Below are 19,334 nucleotides of genomic sequence, written 5' to 3' on the forward strand. Positions count from 1 at the left end.
ACCCTTGCTATATCCTATTAACGGTACAGCCAGCTAAATGGACGTTGACAGATGATGCAGGGTTGGACAAGAAAGAAGCGCAGCAAGTCAGCCCCCCACAAACAGGCAAAACAGGCGGCTCATCTCAATCCCTGGTATTTGGGGTCGCTCTTGCCGGGGGCGATCGCCATTGCCCTACTGCCCAACATGCTGATGAACTTGAGCGCTGGACATTACGGCCAGGTAGCCACGGCTGAAACTCAAATTCTGCCCGCTGGCCCCGGTGTTTTTTTGCCCGACTTTCCTACATTTAATAGTGAGTTGTTAGACCAGCAGCTTTATCTCTATGGCAATTATGTGCTCTCCAATGGGCCGCCAGATGTGCTGGTTGTTGGCAGTTCACGGGCATTGCAGGGTGTAGATCCAGCTGTTTTACAACAAGCGCTGGTGGCACAGGGGCTCACGCACGTTGATGTGTACAATTTCAGCATCAATGGTGCCACGGCTCAGGCTGTCGATTTTATGGTGCGCCAGTTGCTGGCCCCTGAGCAGTTACCCCGCCTGATAATTTGGGCCGACGGCTCCCGCGCCTTTAACAGTGCCCGAGAAGATCTAACCTTTAACGGGATTGCAACGTCTCCTGGTTACCGACAGGTGATGGCAGGCGATCGCCCTATCCCCGTGCTACCCCCCGTGGCAGTTCATGAGAATCAGGATAATCGCTGTGTTGAGACGGCTCCCATGGCGATGACCAGTGAAGCTGCTTTGCCTTTGCCCTGCGTATTACCCGGCTTGCTTCAAGGGAAGGATTTTCCGGTCACCCGAACGCTCACTGCCACTCTGTCTCAACCGACTGTTCTGGAGTTAACGGACAAAGGTTTTAACGCTGTCCCAGATGAGTATAATCCGGCTACTTATTTTCAGCGCTTCCCTCGGGTGGCAGGACAGTACGACAACAACTATTCACCCTTCCAATTGGCAGGGGTACAAACAGACGCAACTCTGGCACTCGCTCGCTATCTCAGCCGTCAGCGGATCCCTCTGGTCTTTGTCAGCCTGCCCCTCCACCGAGATCATTTTGACAACTTTCGCCTGACGCGCGAGCAACAATTTCGTCAGCACATGCAACAGTTGGCGACTCAGGGCGGCTTTGTCTATCGAGATTTGAGCCGTCAGTGGGATACTCAACCTCGCTACTTCCAAGATCCCAGCCACCTGAATCGAAATGGGGCACGAGCCGTGGCCGAGTATCTCGCGACTGATCCCAGCATTCCCTGGCGAATTCTAGTAGAAGCAGAAACAGCTGCTCCTTAGATACCTGATTGTGTTTCAAACCTGGAACAGTCGGGACATTATCAAAATCTGGACAGGCCATTAGCTAACCTCAATTCGGGATAAGCCCAAAAGCTCATTGTTGCGTGCGCGAAGCGCACGCAACAATGAGCTTTTTCGAGTGCCGCACGACGCGCGGCACTCGAAAAAGCCCTTAACCCGAACTAAGGTTAGCTTAGGAGATTTCCAGATAAGAACTTCCCCATTATTTGAAAAAAAGGCGCGGCGAAGCCGCGCCTTTTTTTCAAATAATGGGGATATTGTTTCTCAGAAATCTCCTTAGTAGAAAGCCTAAGTTGCAAGATGGCTTTCTAACTTACCAAGCACTTTGGTATGGAATTAACGCTTAATCGGCGTGCCACAGGGGTAAGTCGCAATTGTGGGCTGACCCTCGGGCGTGACAGGTTGGATGCGGGGCTTGTGCTCGCCGCCTTTTTCCAGCGCCGCCAAATAGTCTGTACGGAGGGTATTCAGCAGTTCTTCTCGGCGATCGTACAAACGCTTTAACGGGCGGGGCTCACACTGATTGACGGTGTAAGCACCAATCAACGGTAGGGCAATGGTGCTGTCGGTATAGCAGACGATGGTGTTGGGTAACTCATCGGGATCTACTTTGCCCCAGCTTACGGCTTCACTGGGGGTTGCTCCTGACAGCCCGCCTGTATCGGGACGAGCATCAGTAATTTGCACAAAGAAGTCGTGTCCCCGTTCTTCTAAGCCCAGTACCTCGTGGATTTGGGGTTGAGTTTGTAGCAGGAAGTTTTTCGGGCTACCACCGCCAAGAATGATGGCAGCACTCTTGCCTTCCTGGTCAGAGTTGCCAGTGTTGCGGGCACCGTAGGCGATCGCCGCCGTCTCATTCACATCCAGCGAGGGATCCAGTACGAGTTTGGAGCCTTCCAGAGCTAGGGCCGCCACATTCATACCGATAGAACTGTCTCCCGGTGAGGAGGTATAGATGGGTACGCCACACTCATAGGCTGTAGACAGCAAACACGAATGTGTGACCCCCAACTGCTTCTCGATAGCGTTGATGTACTTACCCAGTAGGTAGTGAAATTCGGCCGTACCCATGCGCTTTTGGAAGGGCTCGGCGCGTAGCAGTTCACGAATAAAAGCGTCCGTTTCCAACAGCACATCGTAACCAAACACGATGTCATAAATCCGGATACGGTTTTCCTGACGCAGTTTGACATCATCCACAAAAGGATTGCTGGCGTAGAGGTCAAAACCCAGGCCGTAATGGAGATCGTGGTAAAGGTTAGCCCCTGTGCTGATGATCCAATCAATAAAGCCGTTCCGCATTAAGGGAGCCAGCACCGACACGCCAAAGCCAGCCGGGGTCAAGGCACCGGAGAGACTGAGGCCAACGGTAACGCCCTCTTGGAACACGTCGCGGGTGAGCAGATGGCAAATTTCCCGCAGGCGCGCCGAGTTATAGGCGGTGAAATACTGATCAATCAACTCGACAACCCCTACGTTCGCAGAGACTGGAGCAGGAGCAATTTTGCGGCTAAGACGATTCGACATGATGGATTCCTTTGTTGTGAAATGGCTAAAAATGACAAAATTCCCATGCGATCGCAGTGTGGATCTCCAGCAATAGGCTCAGAGCCTCCGAGGCATAGGAAAATTTAGCTATTCAACACTGAGCCAGGGAGCGCTTGCCCTCAAAACATCAGCATTTGGGCTGCATCCTGTTACAGCTCATGGTTAGAGAAGATTAAACGTCTCGCAACGGGAACACGTTTCGTGCGGAACACACGAACTATCAACGTTTCAAACCATCTCTGAATCCAATCCTGCACGTGACAGGATTAACACACCTATTGCGTTTAATTCGGAACTCGTTCCAACACTGCCATCGAGTGGTGCAAGTTATATCTGCGATCGACCCAGTTTGCGCTAGAAGGGACTCGGCATGACTGTCTGAACCGGCAGCCTTCACAAACCTCGGTTACAGGTCGATCAGCCTGGACTGGGCCCTTCGCACCGATCGGCCCAGGAGAGGGCAGGGTCGGAGAGCCGTCTGCGCTGCAATTTCATTTCTAGATACCAGACGGGAAGCCAAGGCCGCCCTGCCAGTGAATCCAGCTTCAACGCATCCACCTCGATCGTTAAACAATCCCCATTAGTCTAACACCTGTCCCCATAGCCACTTGGGAGCTAATACGGAGGAACCAGCAGGGATAACCGCCCCGTTACTTAGGAGGGCGTACTCCGCATTATCACAATCAAATGCTCTACATCAAAGCTTTGATGGTGAGGGCGTATTGCATCTCGGTAGTGACCCCAATACCGCTTTTGAGGCTACCGGAGATGGGGACTGTTGTACGGGAATTGGGCGCGGCGACTAAGGCAATATGGCGATCGCCCACGGCCAACCCCTGAGTTGGGTCATATCCCCGCCATCCTGCCCCTGGCAGATAGACCTCAGCCCAGGCGTGGAGGTGACGCTGCTTCCAGTCCGGATCGCCTTCATGGTAGCCGCTGACAAAGCGGGCTGCTAAACCCATGGCTCGGCACGCTTCGATGAAGAGCACCGTCATATCCCGACAAGAAGCGGTTTTTGTTTTCCAGGTCAGGCCAGGTGGAAAGGGGTCGCCCTGTTCTCGCACAATGTGCTGGCACGTGTTAAAAATCTGCTGGTTCAGCTCCCACAGGAACATCACTGGGTTGCCGTCTGTTTTCTCCCAAATGGTACCTGCTAGCTCAACAGCCACTGGGTCTAGAGCCGGGAAGTTAGCGGCGGCGGATGTGAGATAGGGGTGAAGTTGGGCCTGTAGAGTGGTGGGGTAATCCAACGGCAAACGATTGACCCAGGGTTCGAGCAGATAGGCGAAGGGGTTACTCCGATGGGTCTCTATCTCAAAGGATGTGGCAATTTGCAGGGTCATTAAGGGATTGGAGTCAAAGTGGGCAATCAGAATATCGTTGCCGTCCAGATCAACGTTTTCGATGATCTGAATAGGAGCAGGAGAGATGTCGAGGGTGAAATTGACCAGGGTTTGGGTCAGGTCAGCTCGAGGGCGCAGGCGGATAACGTGGGGTGAAAGGCTAACCGGGCGATCGTATTGATAGAGGGTCGTGTGGGAAACAAAATAGCGCACAAGGCATGGGGAGGTAGGTGGAGATATGGCTGACGGATAGCAGCGCCCCTATCGTGCAACTCTGGCCTTACGGTAGGGGCGACGATCGCACGCTATGAAGCAGGATGCAGAGCGATAAAGGTGTCGTAGACCTGATTGCCGACGTTATTAAGGCTAATTTCAAGCTGATCAAGAAATTCATGCAAGCCCTGCTTGATGATTTCTTCCACGGTGATGAAATCCAGTTCCGACCGCAGCTTGCCCAGAGCTCTCTCAGCGGAGTTATGCCAGGTGCCAGGTGTGCCGCCTGTAATGCGGTGGAGCGATCGCTCTGCATGGAGCAAGCAAAACTGAATGGAGCGGGGAAACTCACGATCCAAAACCAGAAAACTGACAATTCCTTCCGGTGAAATGCGCTGCTGACACTTACGATACATCTCATAGCCAGAGGTAGATTTCAGCAGTGCAATCCACTGAAGTTCATCCAGAGAACTACCCACATCCTTGACCGAAGGGAGCAGGATGAAATATTTCACATCTAAAATTCGAGCTGTTTTGTCAGCGCGCTCGAGCATTCGTCCCATTTGCCCGAATTGCCAGCCTTCGTTATGGGCCATGGTGCCATCCATAATGCCTGCGAACAAATGGCTCGCCATTTTTACCTCTGCAAAGAAGCTGGAGAACTCTCGTAGGGGAGACTTGGCGGCATCTTGCACCATAAAGTAAAAGTCATTCACCTGTTCCCACATCTCAGAGGAGATGGCTTCACGCACCGTACGAGCATTTTCCCGAGCAGCCCGCAGGCAGGAAATGATGGAGTTGGGATACTGGGTGTCGAAGGTGAGAAAGTGAATGACACTCTCGGCTGTGGTATCACCGTAGCGTTCCCGAAACAGATCGAGATCTCCAGTGGTGAAGATCAGCGGCTCCCATTGCTGAGCCAGCCCCAAGGGTGTATCTAGCAGCAGGTTTAGGTTCACATCCACAAAACGGGCAATGTTTTCGGCCCGTTCGACATACCGGGTGAGCCAGTAGATGGAATCGGCAACGCGGCTGAGCATAAAGAGGGAAATGGGTAATGGGAAGAGTAATTGGGGGATGCCTGAAGGCGATTAATTTGGGTTAGCAATTCCGTTCAGCACAGGTTTCAGGTCACGGGATCGGCCAGAACCCAGGTGTCTTTTCCGCCACCGCCTTGCGAAGAGTTCACCACGAGGGAACCCTTGCGTAATGCAACACGGGTGAAGCCCCCAGGGCTAATGTAGATGTCTTCGCCGTAGAGGATATAGGGGCGCAGGTCGACGTGGCAGCCTTCGAAGCGATCGCCCATTAAGGCGGGCACTCGCGACAAGGTCAGTGTTGGCTGTGCAATATAGTTCCGTGGATTAGCCTGAATCTTTTGGGCAAACTCTTCACGCTGCTCAGGGGTGGCATGGGGGCCAATTAACATCCCATAGCCGCCCGACTCATTCGCGGCCTTGACCACCAATGTATCCAGGTTATCCAGCACATGCCCCTGATCCTTGGGTTGCCAGCAGAGGTAAGTCGGCACATTGGGGATGATGGCATCCTCGCCCAGATAATAGCGAATCATCTGCGGCACGTAGGCGTAAATCACCTTGTCATCCGCTACTCCGGTGCCCGGTGCATTTGCCAGGGCAACCCGTCCCTTGCGGTAAACATCCATAATTCCAGGAATACCAAGCAGAGAGTCGGGGCGGAAGGCGAGCGGGTCGAGAAAGTCGTCATCCATGCGGCGATAGAGCACGTCCACCTGCTTAAGCCCTTTCGTGGTGCGCATGTTGAGATAGCCATCAGAGACGACTAAATCACTTCCTTCTACCAGCTCAACCCCCATTTGTTGGGCTAAGAAGGAATGCTCAAAATAAGCCGAGTTGTAAATTCCGGGGGTCAAGACCGCCACAACGGGCCGTGGAATCGCTTCGGGAGCCAGGTTTAGAAGTGTATCTAGAAGCCGGCCGGGGTAATCATCCACGGGTAGGATTGCCATCCGGTTGAAGACAATGGGAAAGGTAGTCTTCATGACCCGGCGGTTTTCTAACACGTAGGAAATACCGGAGGGACAGCGGAGATTGTCTTCCAGCACGTACCATTGGCCGTCGCGATCGCGCACCAGATCCGTCCCGGTTACATGGCACCAAATCCCCTTGGGCGGCTGCAACCCCATGCAGGCTTTCAGAAATCCCTTTGAGGAGGTGATCACATCCTCAGGAATCACCCCATCTTTAATGATTTTCTGCTCACCGTAAATATCCGACAGAAACAGGTTGAGAGCATGGATGCGCTGCTTTAAACCCCGATCTAACCAGGCCCAATCTGAAGCAGAGACAATGCGGGGAATAATATCAAAGGGCAAAATTCGCTCAGTGCCCTCATTGTCGCTATAAACGTTGAACGTTGCGCCAAGCTTAAACAGTGCTTGTTGCGCAATTTGCTGTCGCTGGCATAATTCTTCGACGGATAGCTCACACAGTTTGTCGTAGAGGGTCGCTGCCTCGGGGCGAGGCTTCCTGGCTCCGAGAAACAGCTCGTCGTAGAAATCTCCGGGGTCGTAGTCCTGAATCTGCACAGTCTGGTTACGGATAGCTGGGGCTTAACGTAATCACTATGGGCAAAGGCCAGGGATGAATCGGTTACCCCTGATACCAGTTTTGTCGGTTGTCTTAAAAGTTGATATTTGAACCCTCTGGTTTTTGTAGGGGCAATTAATCTCCAAAACCAACGGCTGAGGTCTTCTGTGCCATCTACCAGGAATGGTTTGTAGAAGTACCAAAGTGCCGGGTGATTTCTACACTTTGGTACGACCGAACACTACACTGTGGCAGCGGCCTCTTTGGTAGCCTCCGAACCCTGGGTTCCCAGTTGAATTAACTCCACTTTGTAGCCGTCAGGATCTTCGACAAAGGCAATGACAGTGGTGCCATGCTTCATGGGACCGGGCTCGCGGGTGACCTTGCCGCCCTGCGCCCGAATGGCCTCACAGGCCCCATAAATATCGTCTACGCCCAAAGCAATATGACCATAGCCACTACCCAGGTCGTACTTTTCTACGCCCCAGTTGTAGGTCAGCTCCAGCACAGTATGGTCGGACTCGTCACCGTACCCCACAAACGCCAGGGTAAATTCGCCACCAGGGTAATCCTTTTTCCGCAGCAGCTTCATGCCCAGTACATCGCAGTAGAACTTGAGGGATTCGTCTAAATTGCCAACCCGCAGCATGGTGTGTAGCATTCGCATGGTGCTTTCTCCAATACTCACTCTGCTGATTATTTTGACAGCAAAATTCGGATTCCACCGTCGCTTACGCTCAGTCCTAATCAGAATTTAGCAAGCTAACCTCAATTGGGTCAGGTGCATTTTTGAGTGCTGCGCAGCACTCAAAAATGCACCTGACCCACGCTCAGATTAAACCGCATATAGCTATCAGGACTTAGGCATTTGTATGGTGTGCTCTGCACACCATACAAATGCCTAATTTAAGAGGGATGAGGCAGCTCTAACCCTCTTAATTCCAGAATGCAGAGTGCTTAGCCTTCTACGACAATGTTGCTACCATCAACCTTGACGGTAAAGGTTGGGAGTGATTCTCGTGCAGGGCCTGCCTGAACGGTTCCATCAGCACCAAATTTTGCACCGTGGCAGGGGCAGACAAAGGCGGTTTGGTCAGCTTTCCATTCAACATCACAGCCTTTGTGAGTACAGATGGGGTTGACGGCTAGCAACTGATCCGATTTGGCTGGGTCACGAATGACTAAAACTTTGCCCGCTCCTTCACCTGTGACAAGTTGACCTTTTTGATCGAGATCTCCCAGGGTTCCTACGGTCAGGGGGCCAGAGATGTCAGACTTTCCGCTAGGGGTGCAGGCAACGATCGCCACAGGCAGCGAGCTAGCAAGGGTTCCGACACCAATCCAACCCAAAAACTCTCGACGATTCATGACGCATCTATCTCAAGTACTGCATTTTCATAGTAGACCTTGTTTTAGGTCCATAGCACTACGCGCTCAGAAGCAGGGCGTTTAGAAGCCGTACGGAGCGCGACTTCTGAAAAAACAAATTGCCTTCAGATGGCAGCCGTCCTGTAATTTGGGTTAGCCATCACCCGGATTGAGGCGCATCATGTCCCAGGTGACGTAGGTGCCAATAGGGCTCCAGAGCAGGTAGGGCACGAGGAGATAGGCGGCAGAACTGGCAATGGGAAGGACGATGAGAGTGAGGACGATCGCCACCACAAACCCTGTAGCTCCAATCCAGACCCCCACACGCAATCGCCGTAACCAGAGCATGACAGGGGTATAGGCCAGGGTTACGAGTTCCAGAACCAAATACAGTGCCATCAAGCCCCAAGTGCGAGAGGAGCCAGGCTCTGTGTCCCACACCTGACTGGCAGAAATGGCCCCGCAGGTAAAGATCGTCGTCCAAATCAAAGGAATGGCCCATTCAAAGGTGAGCCAGTCGGGACGACGCAGGCGACGAAACCATTGGGTGCCTCTTGGGGAAACCAGGCTACCGAGAGCGATCGCCAACCCAAAGGTGATTACCCCAATCACCATCCAGGATTTCAACATGGAGCCTCACATTCCGATTCAGGTACCGGATACTCGACACCTCAAAATTAAAATCCCAATTCAGGATTTCAGCATCAGCCCAGGGGCTCTAAACCAACGCGGCTTTGATCGCTGCGGCTGGAGCTGTCCATCCCACAATACCCCCCTGAGCCGTAACCATCTCCAGGGTGGCTTGCTTGAACTCGGGGAAGTAGCTTTCGGTGCAGTCTTCTACCATCAAGCATTCGTAACCGCGATCGTTGGCTTCGCGCATAGTGGTCTGCACACAGACCTCTGTGGTCACACCTGTTAATAGTAGATGGGTAATGCCTTTTTCCTGCAAAAGCTCTGATAACGGTGTGTTGTAGAAGGCTCCTTTACCGGGCTTATAAATCACGATTTCGCCTGCAATGGGCTCTAATTCGGGGATGATGCCATTTCCCGGTTCCCCTTTCACTAAGATCCGCCCCATCGGGCCTTCATCACCAATTTTGAGGCTCCCTTTGCCCCGCTCCTGCTTGGAGGGCGGGCAGTCGGAGAGGTCAGGGGCATGGCATTCCAGAGTATGCACGACGGGCAACTGGAGTTGTCGAAAGGTGCTTAGCAAATCTTTGAGGGTGGGGACGATCGCCTGTAACCGCAGCACGTCATTCCCCAGGGCATCGCCAAAGCCACCGGGCTCCATAAAGTCGCGCTGCATATCGATAATGACCAGAGCCAATTGATTCAGGTTTTCGGGTAAGGGGTAGGCATAGGGCTTGGCATCAACGTAATTCATGGCAGAAGTCTCCAGGGAAGATGGATCACGAGCGCTGATGTTTCACGTTTGCAGCGCACAACCGTCAACGCAAGCTTGCTCAGATAACAAGGCTTGAACGTTCTGTGCACGACATGCACCGAAAATCAAAGGCCCAAACTTACTCGGGATGCACATCCATGCCAGCAGTTACCAAACCCAGGCTGATGAAGGTGCCCCCGGCAAAGTAACGTTGCAACCTCCAAAACTTTTGGTTGCCCTTAAGGTAACTGCCAATGCTGCCAGCAACTAAGCCATAGAGGGTGTCGCTCATGCTAGCGATCAGGATAAAAATGCAACCGAGGATGAGCACCTGGGCGATCGCTCCACCCTTCTCCAGTTCTACAAATTGCGGCAGAAATGCCAGGAAAAACAGCGCTAATTTGGGATTAAAAACATTGACTAGTAGGGCTTGCAGAAAGATTCGTCGCAGGGATTCGGAGGTGAGAGTGAGGGCTTGATGATCGGAGGTTTTATCTAACAGCTTGCGAATGCCGAGATAAATCAGGTAGATGGCCCCCAGGTATTTCACGGCCTGAAACGCCAGTGCTGAGGAAACCATCAGTGCGGATATTCCCAGGGCTGCTGCCGCAACATGAGCTAGGCTTCCGACTGCCGCTCCCATCGCTGACACTACCCCAGCCCTCCTCCCCTGGCTGATACTGCGGGCAATGATGTACATCACCACAGGTCCAGGTAATACCGCCAGGCTGAGGGAGGCCAGCATAAAAATCAGTAGCTTGTCGGAGTCGGGGATAGGCATGGATGCGTGCTTTCGCTGACTAAACGGTTTATTGCTTATGCGTTGAGTGCACGAAAAATAAACTAGTACGCTGAGGCGGAAATCCATCACCTATGTTTTTGTGTAGGGTGCTTCGCACCCTACACAAAAACATAGGTTGCGAACTTAGGCCGCAGCCTACTAGTGCCCAGCCATTTTGTGGCCGATTTCGGTGTAGCTGGCATCGGCGATCGCACTCTCATAGACGAACTCACCGCCGCTAATGACGATGATGCGATCGCTCAACTTCAGCAGTTCGTCTAAATCCTCGCTCACCAGCAGCACCGCTACACCCCGATTACGGGCTTCGAGAATTTGAGTGTGAATGAAATCCACCGCATTGAAATCAAGCCCAAAACAGGGATTGGCAGCAATCAACAGACGGATGTGATCGGCGGATAATTCCCGTGCCAGAACGGCCCGCTGTACATTTCCTCCTGACAAGTCACCCACCGGGGTATCGGGCGAGGGAGTTTTTACCGAGAACTGCTGAATTAGCCCCACAGCCATCTCCCGAATGGCTCCCAAAATCAGCCAGCCTTTCCTGGATTGGGGCGGATGATCGAAGGTCCGGAGGGCCATGTTTTCAGCCACGCTCATGTGGGGAACGCAAGCATTTCGCAGGGGCTCTTCTGGAAGGGCGAACACTCGGTGCTTCTTCATTTCGGCACGGGTAGCACTGTAGGGCTCACTGTTCACCTTGATGTAGCCTGCGGTGGCTTCCCGCTGACCAGCCAGCACTTCCACCAGTTCGCGCTGGCCATTACCCGATACCCCGGCAATCCCAACAATTTCGCCAGAGTGAACGGCCAGGTTGATGCCTGCTACAGCTTCGATGCCATTGTCTTTATTGGCTCGCAGGTCATGGACTTCTAGGACAGGAACCTGCTCCACCCCATTGGTTTTATTGACGGGCGTTGGGTCTTTCTTCTCCCCCATCATCATTTCGGCCATATCGGCCACGGTCAGGTCTTTCACCCGGCCGCTACCGGCAAACTTGCCTTTCCGTAGCACCGTAATTTCGTCCGCAAACGCCATGACCTCGCGGAATTTGTGGGAAATGATGAGGACGCTCAAATTCCCGGCCGTAACTTGCTCTCGCAGCAGGCCCAGAATTTCGTCGGCCTCCCCGGGCGTCAATACAGAGGTCGGCTCATCCAGAATCAGAACTTTGCTTTGGAGATAAAGCTGTTTGAGAATTTCTAGCTTTTGCTTCTGTCCGGCGGCTAACTGGGCAATCGGCACATCCAGCGGAATCCGAAACGGTGAGGACTCCATAAAGGCCTGAAGGCCGACCATTTCAGCTTTCCAGTTCACCAGAAACGGGCTGTCGAAGCGAGACAGAACTAAATTCTCCGCCACTGTCATGGCGGGTACGGAGGTGAAGTGCTGGTACACCATCCCGATGCCATAGTGGTGAGCATCGCGGGGGCTGTGAATGGGGACCGCGGTACCGTCAATCTGCACTTCGCCAAAGGTCGGGGTATAGAATCCCATCAAGCACTTGACTAACGTGCTTTTTCCCGCTCCGTTTTCCCCTAGAAGGGCGTGGAATGTGCCGGGTTTCAAGTGCAAGGAGACTCGATCAAGGGCAATCAGACGGCCAAAGTGCTTGCTCATGTTGACCACCTGAATATCGGGTGGGACCGCGTGGGTGGAGGTGCTTTGGGTCAGGGTTGAGGGTGTCATAGAGCGTGGATGGGTGAGGGGGTGGATGAGTGAGCCAGGCGTTAGCTTTTGAGGGCGGTGATAAGGGCGTGGGAGTCAGAGACAGCCCCGAAGACGCCGCCTTGCATGGTGACCATTTTGAGAGCGGCTTCGTGGTTGCCGTAGTCAGTGGCTCCGGTGCAGTCAGAGAGGATCAGGCATTCGTAGCCGCGATCGTTGGCATCGCGCATCGTTGTATGGACGCACACATCGGTGGTGATGCCGGTGAGGATGATGTTTTGAATACTTTGACGTTTAAGGATTAAGTCTAAATCTGTGGCGTAGAAGGAGCCTTTGCCGGGTTTGTCGATGATCACTTCGCCCGGAAGGGGAGCCAAATCGGGGATGATTTCCCAACCGGGTTCACCGCGTACCAGAATCTTGCCGCAAGGGCCAGGATCGCCGATGCCTGCACCGATGCGTTGCGATCGCCACCGCTTGTTCTCCGGCAAATCCGCCAGATCAGGCCGATGCCCTTCCCGCGTGTGAATGATGAAGTATCCCAAATTCCGCATCACTGCTAAAAGTGCCTTAATTGGCTCAATGGGGGCACGGGTAAGAGATAAGTCATAGCCCATCGTGTCGACATAACCCCCAACACCACAAAAGTCGGTTTGCATGTCGATGATGATCAGCGCCGTGTTATCGGGACGCAGATCGCCGTTGTAGGGATAGGGATAGGGGTTGGCTTCGACGTAACGGCCCACAGTGTTTGGCTCCTGGATGACTTTTTGCTGAGAAGGCGAAGATCTGCAAGTTTCTGAAGAATCCGCAGATCGGGGTAGAGTGGCTAATTGTCCTTGCCTAAGGCTCCGGGAGCCCCAATGAGCGATCGCTGCGGTGAACAGGTAAACACCATGATCACCAGCGTCAAGATGTAAGGTGCGGCGTTGAATAGGTAATACCCTTCACGAATACCGACCGATTGCAGCGCTGGTCCCAGGGCTTGCGCACCACCAAAGAGCAACGATGCCCAGAGGCAGGCGATGGGGTTCCAGCGAGCAAAGATGACGAGGGCTACTGCCATCAAACCCTGACCGCTAGAGATGCGTTCCGTCCAAAGACCGGGGTAATAGAGGGAAAGCGACGCCCCACCAATTCCAGCCAGGAAGCTGCCAGCGACGACGCTGAGCATACGAACCTTAAAGATGGAAACGCCCATGGCACGGGCTGCTTCGGGGCTGTCGCCCACCGCGCGGATAAACAGACCCCAGCGGGTGGAGCGGAAGAACCACTGCATCAGGGGGGCGATCGCCAACCCCAACAAAAACAGTGGGCTGATCTGCAAGGCCGCTTCCAATGCAGGAGGCACACTTCCCGCAGCCAGATTAATCGTGGGCAATTGTGGAGCCGAAGGCTGAATAAAGGGTTTTCCAAAGAAAAAGGCAATACCGCTTCCGACAATAATCATGGCAATGCCTACGGCCACATCATTCACCCGAGGTTGCTGAGACAGCCATCCGTGGATTGCGCCCAGGAAACAGCCGGCAATCCCTGCCGCCAGTACACCCAGCCAGGGGGAACCCGTAAGGTAGGAAACGCCGTAGGCCGCCATTGCTCCTGTTAAGAGTGTGCCTTCCAGCCCCAGGTTGATCTTGCCGCTTTTCTCCGTGAGGCATTCCCCCAGGCTGACAAACAAGAATGGGGTACCCCCCCGCATGGTCCCCGCAATGATGGCCAGGGGAACCCCCCACCAACCCAGGGCTTCGGTTGCTTCGGCTGTCATAGTTACTCCAGAGCTAAGAATGTTCACAAGAAATTCCTGTTGTCGGTGCTTTGCACCGACAACAGGAATGGGTTAAGACACAACCACAGGTTCCTGCCCTGGGCTGCTGGGGGGAGCGGGCGGCTCAACCGTAACGGGCTTGTCTTTGAAAATGCCAAATCGACCGTAGAGAGAGTCGCTGTACAGCACGCAAAGGAAGACCAGACCTTCAAAGATCAGGACTGTGGCATCGGGGAGGTTGTGCGCACGCTGCAAGATGCCGCCGCTGGCGAGAATGCCGCCGACCAGTAACGAAATGAAGATTGCGGCGAGAGGATTATGGCGAGCGGCAAACGCGACCAGAATACCACCGTAGCCGTAGCCAACATTCAGAGATTCGTTTGCCGCTCCCTGCACTGCGGCTACTTCCACCATTCCAGCTAAGCCCGCACAGGAACCAGCCAGGAAGGTGATCATTAGGGTCAACTTACCGACGGGTAACCCGGCAATGCGAGCCGCACGAATGTTTCCCCCGGCAACCCGAGCGGCAAAGCCAAAGGTGGTGCGCTGAATCAGGATATAGGCGATGACGCAGGCCACCAAACCATACACGAGGCCCCAGTGAACTCGCGTGTCGGGGATATTCCCTAACATGTTGACTTCGGGAAGGGGGAAACTGGAAGGTTTGTTGAGGGAGCTGGGATCCTTGATGGGATCGCCCACTAAGTGGTTGAGGAGGGCGATCGCAATATAGTTCAACAGCAAACTACTGATGGTTTCGTTGACCGCTCGGTAGTGACGCAAAGCCCCCGCAACCATGATCCAGATGCCACCTACGAGAAGCCCGGCCAGAGCCATGCCAATATGAACCCAGAGGGGGGCAATCCCCAGGGGAGCTGCCAACTGCTCGGTGCTGGGAATGATACTGCCATAGGAGAGAAACAACCCGGCAAAGATGGCACCCAGGCCACCCATCACCAGTGCTCCTTCGTTGCCAATGATGACTAAACCCAGACGAGCGGGTAGCGCTGTACACAGGGACGACAGCATCAGCGGAGCTGCTCGAATCAGGGTGTTTTGGAAGGTGCTCCATTTCCCAAAGGCTGCTTTCCAGATAGATCCAAACACCGCGATCGGGTTTGCCCCTACCAAAGCACAGAACACACCAAACAAGAGCAGACCCACCAGAATCGCCCCTCCAGAGAGAACAATAGACTCTAATGGCCGTCGCCAATTTTGCCGATTCAGCATAAATAAAATCCAAACCAAAAATTCAAACCAAATCATGAAGGCTGAGAGGATAGGTTGAGCGCGCCACCCCCCTCTCAGCACGGCTTAAATTCTGCTGATCGCCCTCCGTAGCGATGGGATAACCCCAAAATTCTGGGACTACTCACGGTGGTGACTCCGCAAAGAGAATGAATAGAAAACGGGAGACATCGTTCGAAGCTTTGGGATTAACCTACTCAGCAGGGGGTTTCCAAGTAGTATTGGTCGTTACAAAATTTGCGTGACGCCAGCAACCTTATTTTTCCAGGGCTTACGCAGTTGTGTTGTGGGTGGGGTGCGAAGCACCTCACCCACAACACAACTGCACTACGGATAGCGGACTTGCATAAGTCCTGTTTTCGTTAAGTCTTAAAATTAAGCCTGACTTTGGTTTGGTGGGACGATAGCGAAGATGAACGTTATGTCTGGAGGCGTGAAGATGCGACCCGATACCCTGGAACTGGCGGTCAACGGTACGTTGATGCGGGGGTTAGAACTCAACAAGAATATGCTGGCGGTAGGAGCAACTTTTTTACGGGACGCAACAACCGATGCCTGCTACCGGCTATGGTCGATTGGCGATCGCCATCCCGCTATGCTTCGCGTTTCTGAGGGAGGGGCTGCGATCGCCCTGGAGGTGTGGGCTGTTCCCCCGGCTGGACTGGTGCAAATTTTGCAGCAAGAACCCCCCGGTCTTAGCATTGGCCGGGTGCGTCTGTCAGATGGACAGGAGGTGCTGGGGGTATTGGGGGAACCTTACCTCTGTGAAGGCCAGCTTGAGATTACCGAGTGGGGCGGTTGGCGCGCTTACTGGGGGGCAAAAGTCTGACTTCCAACGTGTGGCTGTTGTATGGTGTGCGAAGCACACCGCACAACAGGAATGCGTAAGTCCTATTCTTCTTACACGGCTAATTCAGCGCGCATGACGGTCACCGCCTGCCCTGCCAAGAGAACACGATCGCCCTCCCAGGTCACCCGAATTTCGCCGCCCCGAGGAGAAGCTTGATAGGCCAAAAAGTGATTTTTGTGCAGGCGATCGCCCCAAAAAGGAGCCAGAGTGCAGTGAGCTGAGCCCGTTACGGGGTCTTCGTCAACTCCAGAACGTAAATGCATCAACCTGAATGAGAGATTGGCCCATTGTGCTGTGCTTAATTTTTCAAGTGTTGGAGATTTGGCATTTAGGCCTATATAAGGCACTCATTGATCCATAGCATGATGTGGGTCGGGAGTTATGATTCAGTTTCTACTCATTTCACACGATGCCAATGGGTTAGATATAAAAAAGGACAAACCCGAAGGTTTGCCCTTTTTTTGCCAGTTTTGAAAGTTTAGTCAGGGTGAATAACTATCACCCTTGCTATCCTTATTCATCACAATTTCAGACATTAACTAGCATCCACATGATTGGCTCATAGCTACAGAGTATGAGCCAGTGGTCAGCATATTAGTGGCTGTAATAGCGTTCTTCTAACCAAACCCGCACTTCACCTTCAGAGGCAAAATCCGAGCTTCTTCCGGTGTTGGGGTCATAGGTGTGCCAACGCGAATGGCCATGATCTATGGTTTTCCAAACATGGGGTTCGGTGTCGAGTGTGAGAGTCTCAGTGAACCGATGCCATGCTTGATTGATTGCCTTCCCAACGAGTCTTCCTTTCATATTCAAACCTCCTAAGATTCTTTCTAACTCTGATGGAGAGAAGCCCATTCCAGATATTGAAAATGATTCTGTAGCGTCATTTGCTGGATGTTTTTGTGAGCTTTCTAGATCAGAGAGAAGAATCTATTTCCTTCTTGATTTACTTCTATGGTACCTACTTTTATGACAAAAACGATCACCTTACAGGCTCACCCAAGTGGGCTAGTTTTCATCATAAATGAGCCGTATGAAACAATGTGTTGCATGTTGCTTTTGAATCCATTTTAAGAATGAAAAGAAGATGCTTGGAAAGCTTTGTTAGGTAAGGTTTGTAGGCGATCGCAATGAATTAGATTTAAACTCGTATTTCCACGGTTTCCTCCAACTCTTTTCGATAAAGAACCATGTTTTCTCGGAGATGATAAAACATCCCCAAAACCTTCCTTAAAAAACACTGCAACAAATTCTCATAAATTTCTTTTGCCGCATAGGTCGTACTTTATAGCAATGTGCAAGTGCGTTAAGTACAGAAACGGTGGTGTGGAGCACTTCGTGCCCCACGCCACCGTACTGAGTTAACCCGCACAGCGCTTTAAATGCGAGGTTGGTTGTTGTGAGTAAAGTGTTCAGTGCTCAGCTCACAACAACCAACCTCATGTAGTGCGCCCAATCTCAGGCCTCAACCTGCAGGTCTCAGTCTTAAGTCTTATAGGAGCAGTGGCAGATGTGAAACGCTGCGCTCATCTGCTTTACTGAATCTAGGTTCACAATCAGCAATCGAGAATTCTCGATTTTGGCGATTGACCGTTTTGTGGTGTCCTCTGTCGGGTTGCCTTCATGTACGCGATCGATTTTGGCACAAGCAACACCGTCATCTGTCGGTGGAATGCTGCTACTCAAACCGCTGAAACTCTTTCTCTTAATGACCTCTCGTTGAAATTAGCGGCGAATCCACCCCTGGTGCCGAGCCTGCTCTATGTGGAAGATGCCGCTTCTGTGCAAGTGCTGGCAGGCCAACAGGTGCGCGATCGCGGCCTTGATCTCAGCACCGACCCCCGCTTTTTCCGTAACTTCAAGCGGGGCATTGGCACCGACATTCGCGGTTTTCTGCCTGAGCTGGATGGGCGTACCGTTACCTTTGAGCTGGCAGGCCAGTGGTTTCTGGAACGGATTATCCGCGACATTCAACAACGGGAAGGACTGGATTCTCTGGTGATCACTGTGCCCGTGGATAGCTTCGAGGCCTATCGCCTGTGGTTGGCTCAGGTGTGCGAAACGCTCCAGGTCGAGCAGGTGCGCATGCTAGACGAACCTACGGCCGCAGCACTGGGTTATGGTCTGGAAGCAGGCAGTACATTGCTGGTTGTCGATTTTGGTGGCGGCACCCTGGATTTGTCTCTTGTGCAATTAGAGAAGAGCCCGTCGGGGGTGAAGCCGATGGGTTTTTTGTTGAAATGGGGCCAGAAGACGCTGCAAGAGTCGGGGCAGAAGCTGAAAACCGCGCGAGTATTGGGCAAAGCCGGGCAGAATTTGGGAGGAGCCGACATCGACAACTGGCTGCTCGATTATTTTGCGAAGGAACAGGGCGTGCCTGTCTCGCCATTGACCTTGCGGTTGGCAGAACGATTGAAGATTGCGCTTTCAGAGCAGACGGCGGCGACAGAAGCTTACTTCAATGACGAGACTCTGGAGACGTACGAATTGCAGATGGGGCGCGATCGCTTCCAAACCCTACTCCAGGAAAGGGGCTTCTTCCAACGACTCGACACGACGCTCGCAAATGTGCTGCGTCAGGGGCGACAGCAAGGGCTTGAACCGGAAGACATTGATGCTGTGCTGATGGTTGGTGGGACATCCCAAATTCCTGCTGTGCAGGAATGGATCAAGCAGCATTTTCCGACTGAAAAAATTCGAGCAGAGCGGCCCTTTGAGGCGATCGCTCAGGGTGCCCTCCAACTGCATCAAGGTGCGGAAGTAAAAGATTTCCTCTACCACAGCTACGGCATCCGCTACTGGGATCGTCGCAACAACCGCCACAGTTGGCACCCCATCATCAACGAAGGCCAACCCTACCCGATGGAAAAGCCTGTGGAGTTGTATCTGGGTGCTTCTCTAGAGAACCAGCCCAGCATCGAGTTAGTGCTGGGGGAATTGGGACGTGAAGCGACGGCGACAGAGGTGTATTTTGAGGGCGATCGCCTGGTCACCCGCACGCTTGATGGGGGCACTCCTGTCGTCAAGCCCCTGAACGACACCCCCGAAGCTCGTAGCATTGCCCAACTAAACCCTCCGGGTAAACCGGGAAGCGATCGCATCAAAGTACAGTTTGTTGTGGATGGCGATCGCTTTCTCCGCCTCACGGTCGAGGATTTGTTCACAGGGGAAACCTTGATGGAGGATCAAGCTGTCGTACAACTCAGTTAAAGAAGTTTTGTACACCAAATAGAGGGCTTTATAACATCAGCCTTGCAA

18 protein-coding genes are annotated in these 19,334 nt (G+C 53.0%); 3 read left to right on the forward strand and 15 right to left on the reverse strand.

Translation table 11 applies throughout. The features are described from left to right. The first annotated feature begins 51 nt into the window (after nt 1–51). Nucleotides 52–1,293 (forward strand): hypothetical protein, encoded by a 1,242-nt coding sequence (locus NDI52_RS03175; protein WP_206754923.1) that lies wholly within the window; start codon nt 52–54, stop codon nt 1,291–1,293. Nucleotides 1,294–1,650: 357 nt separating this feature from the next. On the opposite strand, the gene speY is transcribed toward NDI52_RS03175, so the two are convergent. The 13 genes from speY to NDI52_RS03240 form a co-directional block, all read right to left on the reverse strand. Beyond that, on the reverse strand, nt 1,651–2,841 hold the full coding sequence (gene speY, locus NDI52_RS03180; RefSeq protein WP_190775124.1) for a deoxyhypusine synthase: 1,191 nt from the start codon (nt 2,839–2,841) through the stop codon (nt 1,651–1,653). A 713-nt stretch (nt 2,842–3,554) separates the two neighbouring features. Further along, nucleotides 3,555–4,421: a transglutaminase family protein gene (locus NDI52_RS03185; RefSeq protein WP_190775123.1), complete on the reverse strand. Its 867-nt coding sequence runs from the start codon at nt 4,419–4,421 to the stop codon at nt 3,555–3,557. A 92-nt stretch (nt 4,422–4,513) separates the two neighbouring features. Next, nucleotides 4,514–5,461, reverse strand: a complete 948-nt coding sequence (locus NDI52_RS03190; RefSeq protein ID WP_190775122.1) for an alpha-E domain-containing protein — start codon at nt 5,459–5,461, stop codon at nt 4,514–4,516. An 86-nt stretch (nt 5,462–5,547) separates the two neighbouring features. Next, complete coding sequence (locus NDI52_RS03195; protein ID WP_190775121.1) at nt 5,548–6,990, reverse strand: circularly permuted type 2 ATP-grasp protein; 1,443 nt, start codon at nt 6,988–6,990, stop codon at nt 5,548–5,550. 242 nt (nt 6,991–7,232) lie between these two features. Then, nucleotides 7,233–7,658 (reverse strand): lactoylglutathione lyase, encoded by a 426-nt coding sequence (gene gloA, locus NDI52_RS03200; RefSeq protein WP_190775120.1) that lies wholly within the window; start codon nt 7,656–7,658, stop codon nt 7,233–7,235. Nucleotides 7,659–7,948: 290 nt separating this feature from the next. Next, complete coding sequence (locus NDI52_RS03205; RefSeq protein WP_190775119.1) at nt 7,949–8,359, reverse strand: ubiquinol-cytochrome c reductase iron-sulfur subunit; 411 nt, start codon at nt 8,357–8,359, stop codon at nt 7,949–7,951. A gap of 153 nt (nt 8,360–8,512) precedes the next feature. Beyond that, nucleotides 8,513–8,989 carry a TspO/MBR family protein gene (locus NDI52_RS03210; RefSeq protein ID WP_190775118.1) on the reverse strand — a complete coding sequence of 159 codons (477 nt, stop codon included), beginning with the start codon at nt 8,987–8,989 and terminating at the stop codon, nt 8,513–8,515. An 88-nt stretch (nt 8,990–9,077) separates the two neighbouring features. Further along, a complete protein-coding gene (locus NDI52_RS03215) occupies nt 9,078–9,746 on the reverse strand; it encodes an isochorismatase family cysteine hydrolase (RefSeq protein WP_190775117.1) in 669 nt (222 codons plus the stop codon). A gap of 139 nt (nt 9,747–9,885) precedes the next feature. Continuing rightward, nucleotides 9,886–10,527, reverse strand: coding sequence for a LysE family translocator (locus tag NDI52_RS03220; protein ID WP_190775116.1), 642 nt, complete (start codon nt 10,525–10,527; stop codon nt 9,886–9,888). 159 nt (nt 10,528–10,686) lie between these two features. Beyond that, nucleotides 10,687–12,234: an ABC transporter ATP-binding protein gene (locus NDI52_RS03225; protein WP_190775115.1), complete on the reverse strand. Its 1,548-nt coding sequence runs from the start codon at nt 12,232–12,234 to the stop codon at nt 10,687–10,689. A gap of 41 nt (nt 12,235–12,275) precedes the next feature. After that, nucleotides 12,276–12,959 (reverse strand): isochorismatase family protein, encoded by a 684-nt coding sequence (locus tag NDI52_RS03230; RefSeq protein WP_190775114.1) that lies wholly within the window; start codon nt 12,957–12,959, stop codon nt 12,276–12,278. An 83-nt stretch (nt 12,960–13,042) separates the two neighbouring features. Next, on the reverse strand, nt 13,043–13,978 hold the full coding sequence (locus NDI52_RS03235; protein WP_190775113.1) for an ABC transporter permease: 936 nt from the start codon (nt 13,976–13,978) through the stop codon (nt 13,043–13,045). A gap of 72 nt (nt 13,979–14,050) precedes the next feature. Beyond that, a complete protein-coding gene (locus NDI52_RS03240; RefSeq protein ID WP_190775112.1) occupies nt 14,051–15,208 on the reverse strand; it encodes an ABC transporter permease in 1,158 nt (385 codons plus the stop codon). 430 nt (nt 15,209–15,638) lie between these two features. Here NDI52_RS03240 and NDI52_RS03245 point away from each other — a divergent pair, with 430 nt between their 5' ends. Next, nucleotides 15,639–16,055 carry a glutamyl-tRNA amidotransferase gene (locus tag NDI52_RS03245; RefSeq protein WP_348250374.1) on the forward strand — a complete coding sequence of 139 codons (417 nt, stop codon included), beginning with the start codon at nt 15,639–15,641 and terminating at the stop codon, nt 16,053–16,055. A gap of 71 nt (nt 16,056–16,126) precedes the next feature. Here the strand turns inward: NDI52_RS03245 and NDI52_RS03250 are convergent, their stop codons facing one another. Both NDI52_RS03250 and NDI52_RS03255 read right to left on the reverse strand, forming a co-directional pair. Further along, the gene (locus NDI52_RS03250) at nt 16,127–16,339 is read right to left on the reverse strand and encodes a PhzF family phenazine biosynthesis protein (protein ID WP_190775110.1); all 213 of its coding nucleotides are present in this window, start codon (nt 16,337–16,339) and stop codon (nt 16,127–16,129) included. A gap of 331 nt (nt 16,340–16,670) precedes the next feature. Next, nucleotides 16,671–16,883: a hypothetical protein gene (locus NDI52_RS03255; RefSeq protein ID WP_190775109.1), complete on the reverse strand. Its 213-nt coding sequence runs from the start codon at nt 16,881–16,883 to the stop codon at nt 16,671–16,673. An 816-nt stretch (nt 16,884–17,699) separates the two neighbouring features. Between NDI52_RS03255 and NDI52_RS03260 the strand changes: the two genes are divergently transcribed. Next, nucleotides 17,700–19,286 carry an Hsp70 family protein gene (locus tag NDI52_RS03260; RefSeq protein WP_190775108.1) on the forward strand — a complete coding sequence of 529 codons (1,587 nt, stop codon included), beginning with the start codon at nt 17,700–17,702 and terminating at the stop codon, nt 19,284–19,286. Nucleotides 19,287–19,334 lie beyond the last annotated feature (48 nt).

The organism is Leptolyngbya sp. PL-A3 (assembly GCF_039962325.1).
Classification (GTDB): Bacteria; Cyanobacteriota; Cyanobacteriia; order Elainellales; family Elainellaceae; genus Vacuolonema.

Coding starts and splice junctions, on each gene's coding strand:
- NDI52_RS03175 (WP_206754923.1), top strand. CDS start 52: ATGATGCAGGGTTGGACAAGAAAGAAGCGCAGCAAGTCAGCCCCCCAC.
- speY (WP_190775124.1), bottom strand. CDS start 2,841: ATGTCGAATCGTCTTAGCCGCAAAATTGCTCCTGCTCCAGTCTCTGCG.
- NDI52_RS03190 (WP_190775122.1), bottom strand. CDS start 5,461: ATGCTCAGCCGCGTTGCCGATTCCATCTACTGGCTCACCCGGTATGTC.
- gloA (WP_190775120.1), bottom strand. CDS start 7,658: ATGCGAATGCTACACACCATGCTGCGGGTTGGCAATTTAGACGAATCC.
- NDI52_RS03205 (WP_190775119.1), bottom strand. CDS start 8,359: ATGAATCGTCGAGAGTTTTTGGGTTGGATTGGTGTCGGAACCCTTGCT.
- NDI52_RS03210 (WP_190775118.1), bottom strand. CDS start 8,989: ATGTTGAAATCCTGGATGGTGATTGGGGTAATCACCTTTGGGTTGGCG.
- NDI52_RS03215 (WP_190775117.1), bottom strand. CDS start 9,746: ATGAATTACGTTGATGCCAAGCCCTATGCCTACCCCTTACCCGAAAAC.
- NDI52_RS03220 (WP_190775116.1), bottom strand. CDS start 10,527: ATGCCTATCCCCGACTCCGACAAGCTACTGATTTTTATGCTGGCCTCC.
- NDI52_RS03225 (WP_190775115.1), bottom strand. CDS start 12,234: ATGACACCCTCAACCCTGACCCAAAGCACCTCCACCCACGCGGTCCCA.
- NDI52_RS03235 (WP_190775113.1), bottom strand. CDS start 13,978: ATGACAGCCGAAGCAACCGAAGCCCTGGGTTGGTGGGGGGTTCCCCTG.
- NDI52_RS03240 (WP_190775112.1), bottom strand. CDS start 15,208: ATGCTGAATCGGCAAAATTGGCGACGGCCATTAGAGTCTATTGTTCTC.
- NDI52_RS03245 (WP_348250374.1), top strand. CDS start 15,639: ATGAACGTTATGTCTGGAGGCGTGAAGATGCGACCCGATACCCTGGAA.
- NDI52_RS03250 (WP_190775110.1), bottom strand. CDS start 16,339: ATGCATTTACGTTCTGGAGTTGACGAAGACCCCGTAACGGGCTCAGCT.
- NDI52_RS03255 (WP_190775109.1), bottom strand. CDS start 16,883: ATGAAAGGAAGACTCGTTGGGAAGGCAATCAATCAAGCATGGCATCGG.
- NDI52_RS03260 (WP_190775108.1), top strand. CDS start 17,700: ATGTACGCGATCGATTTTGGCACAAGCAACACCGTCATCTGTCGGTGG.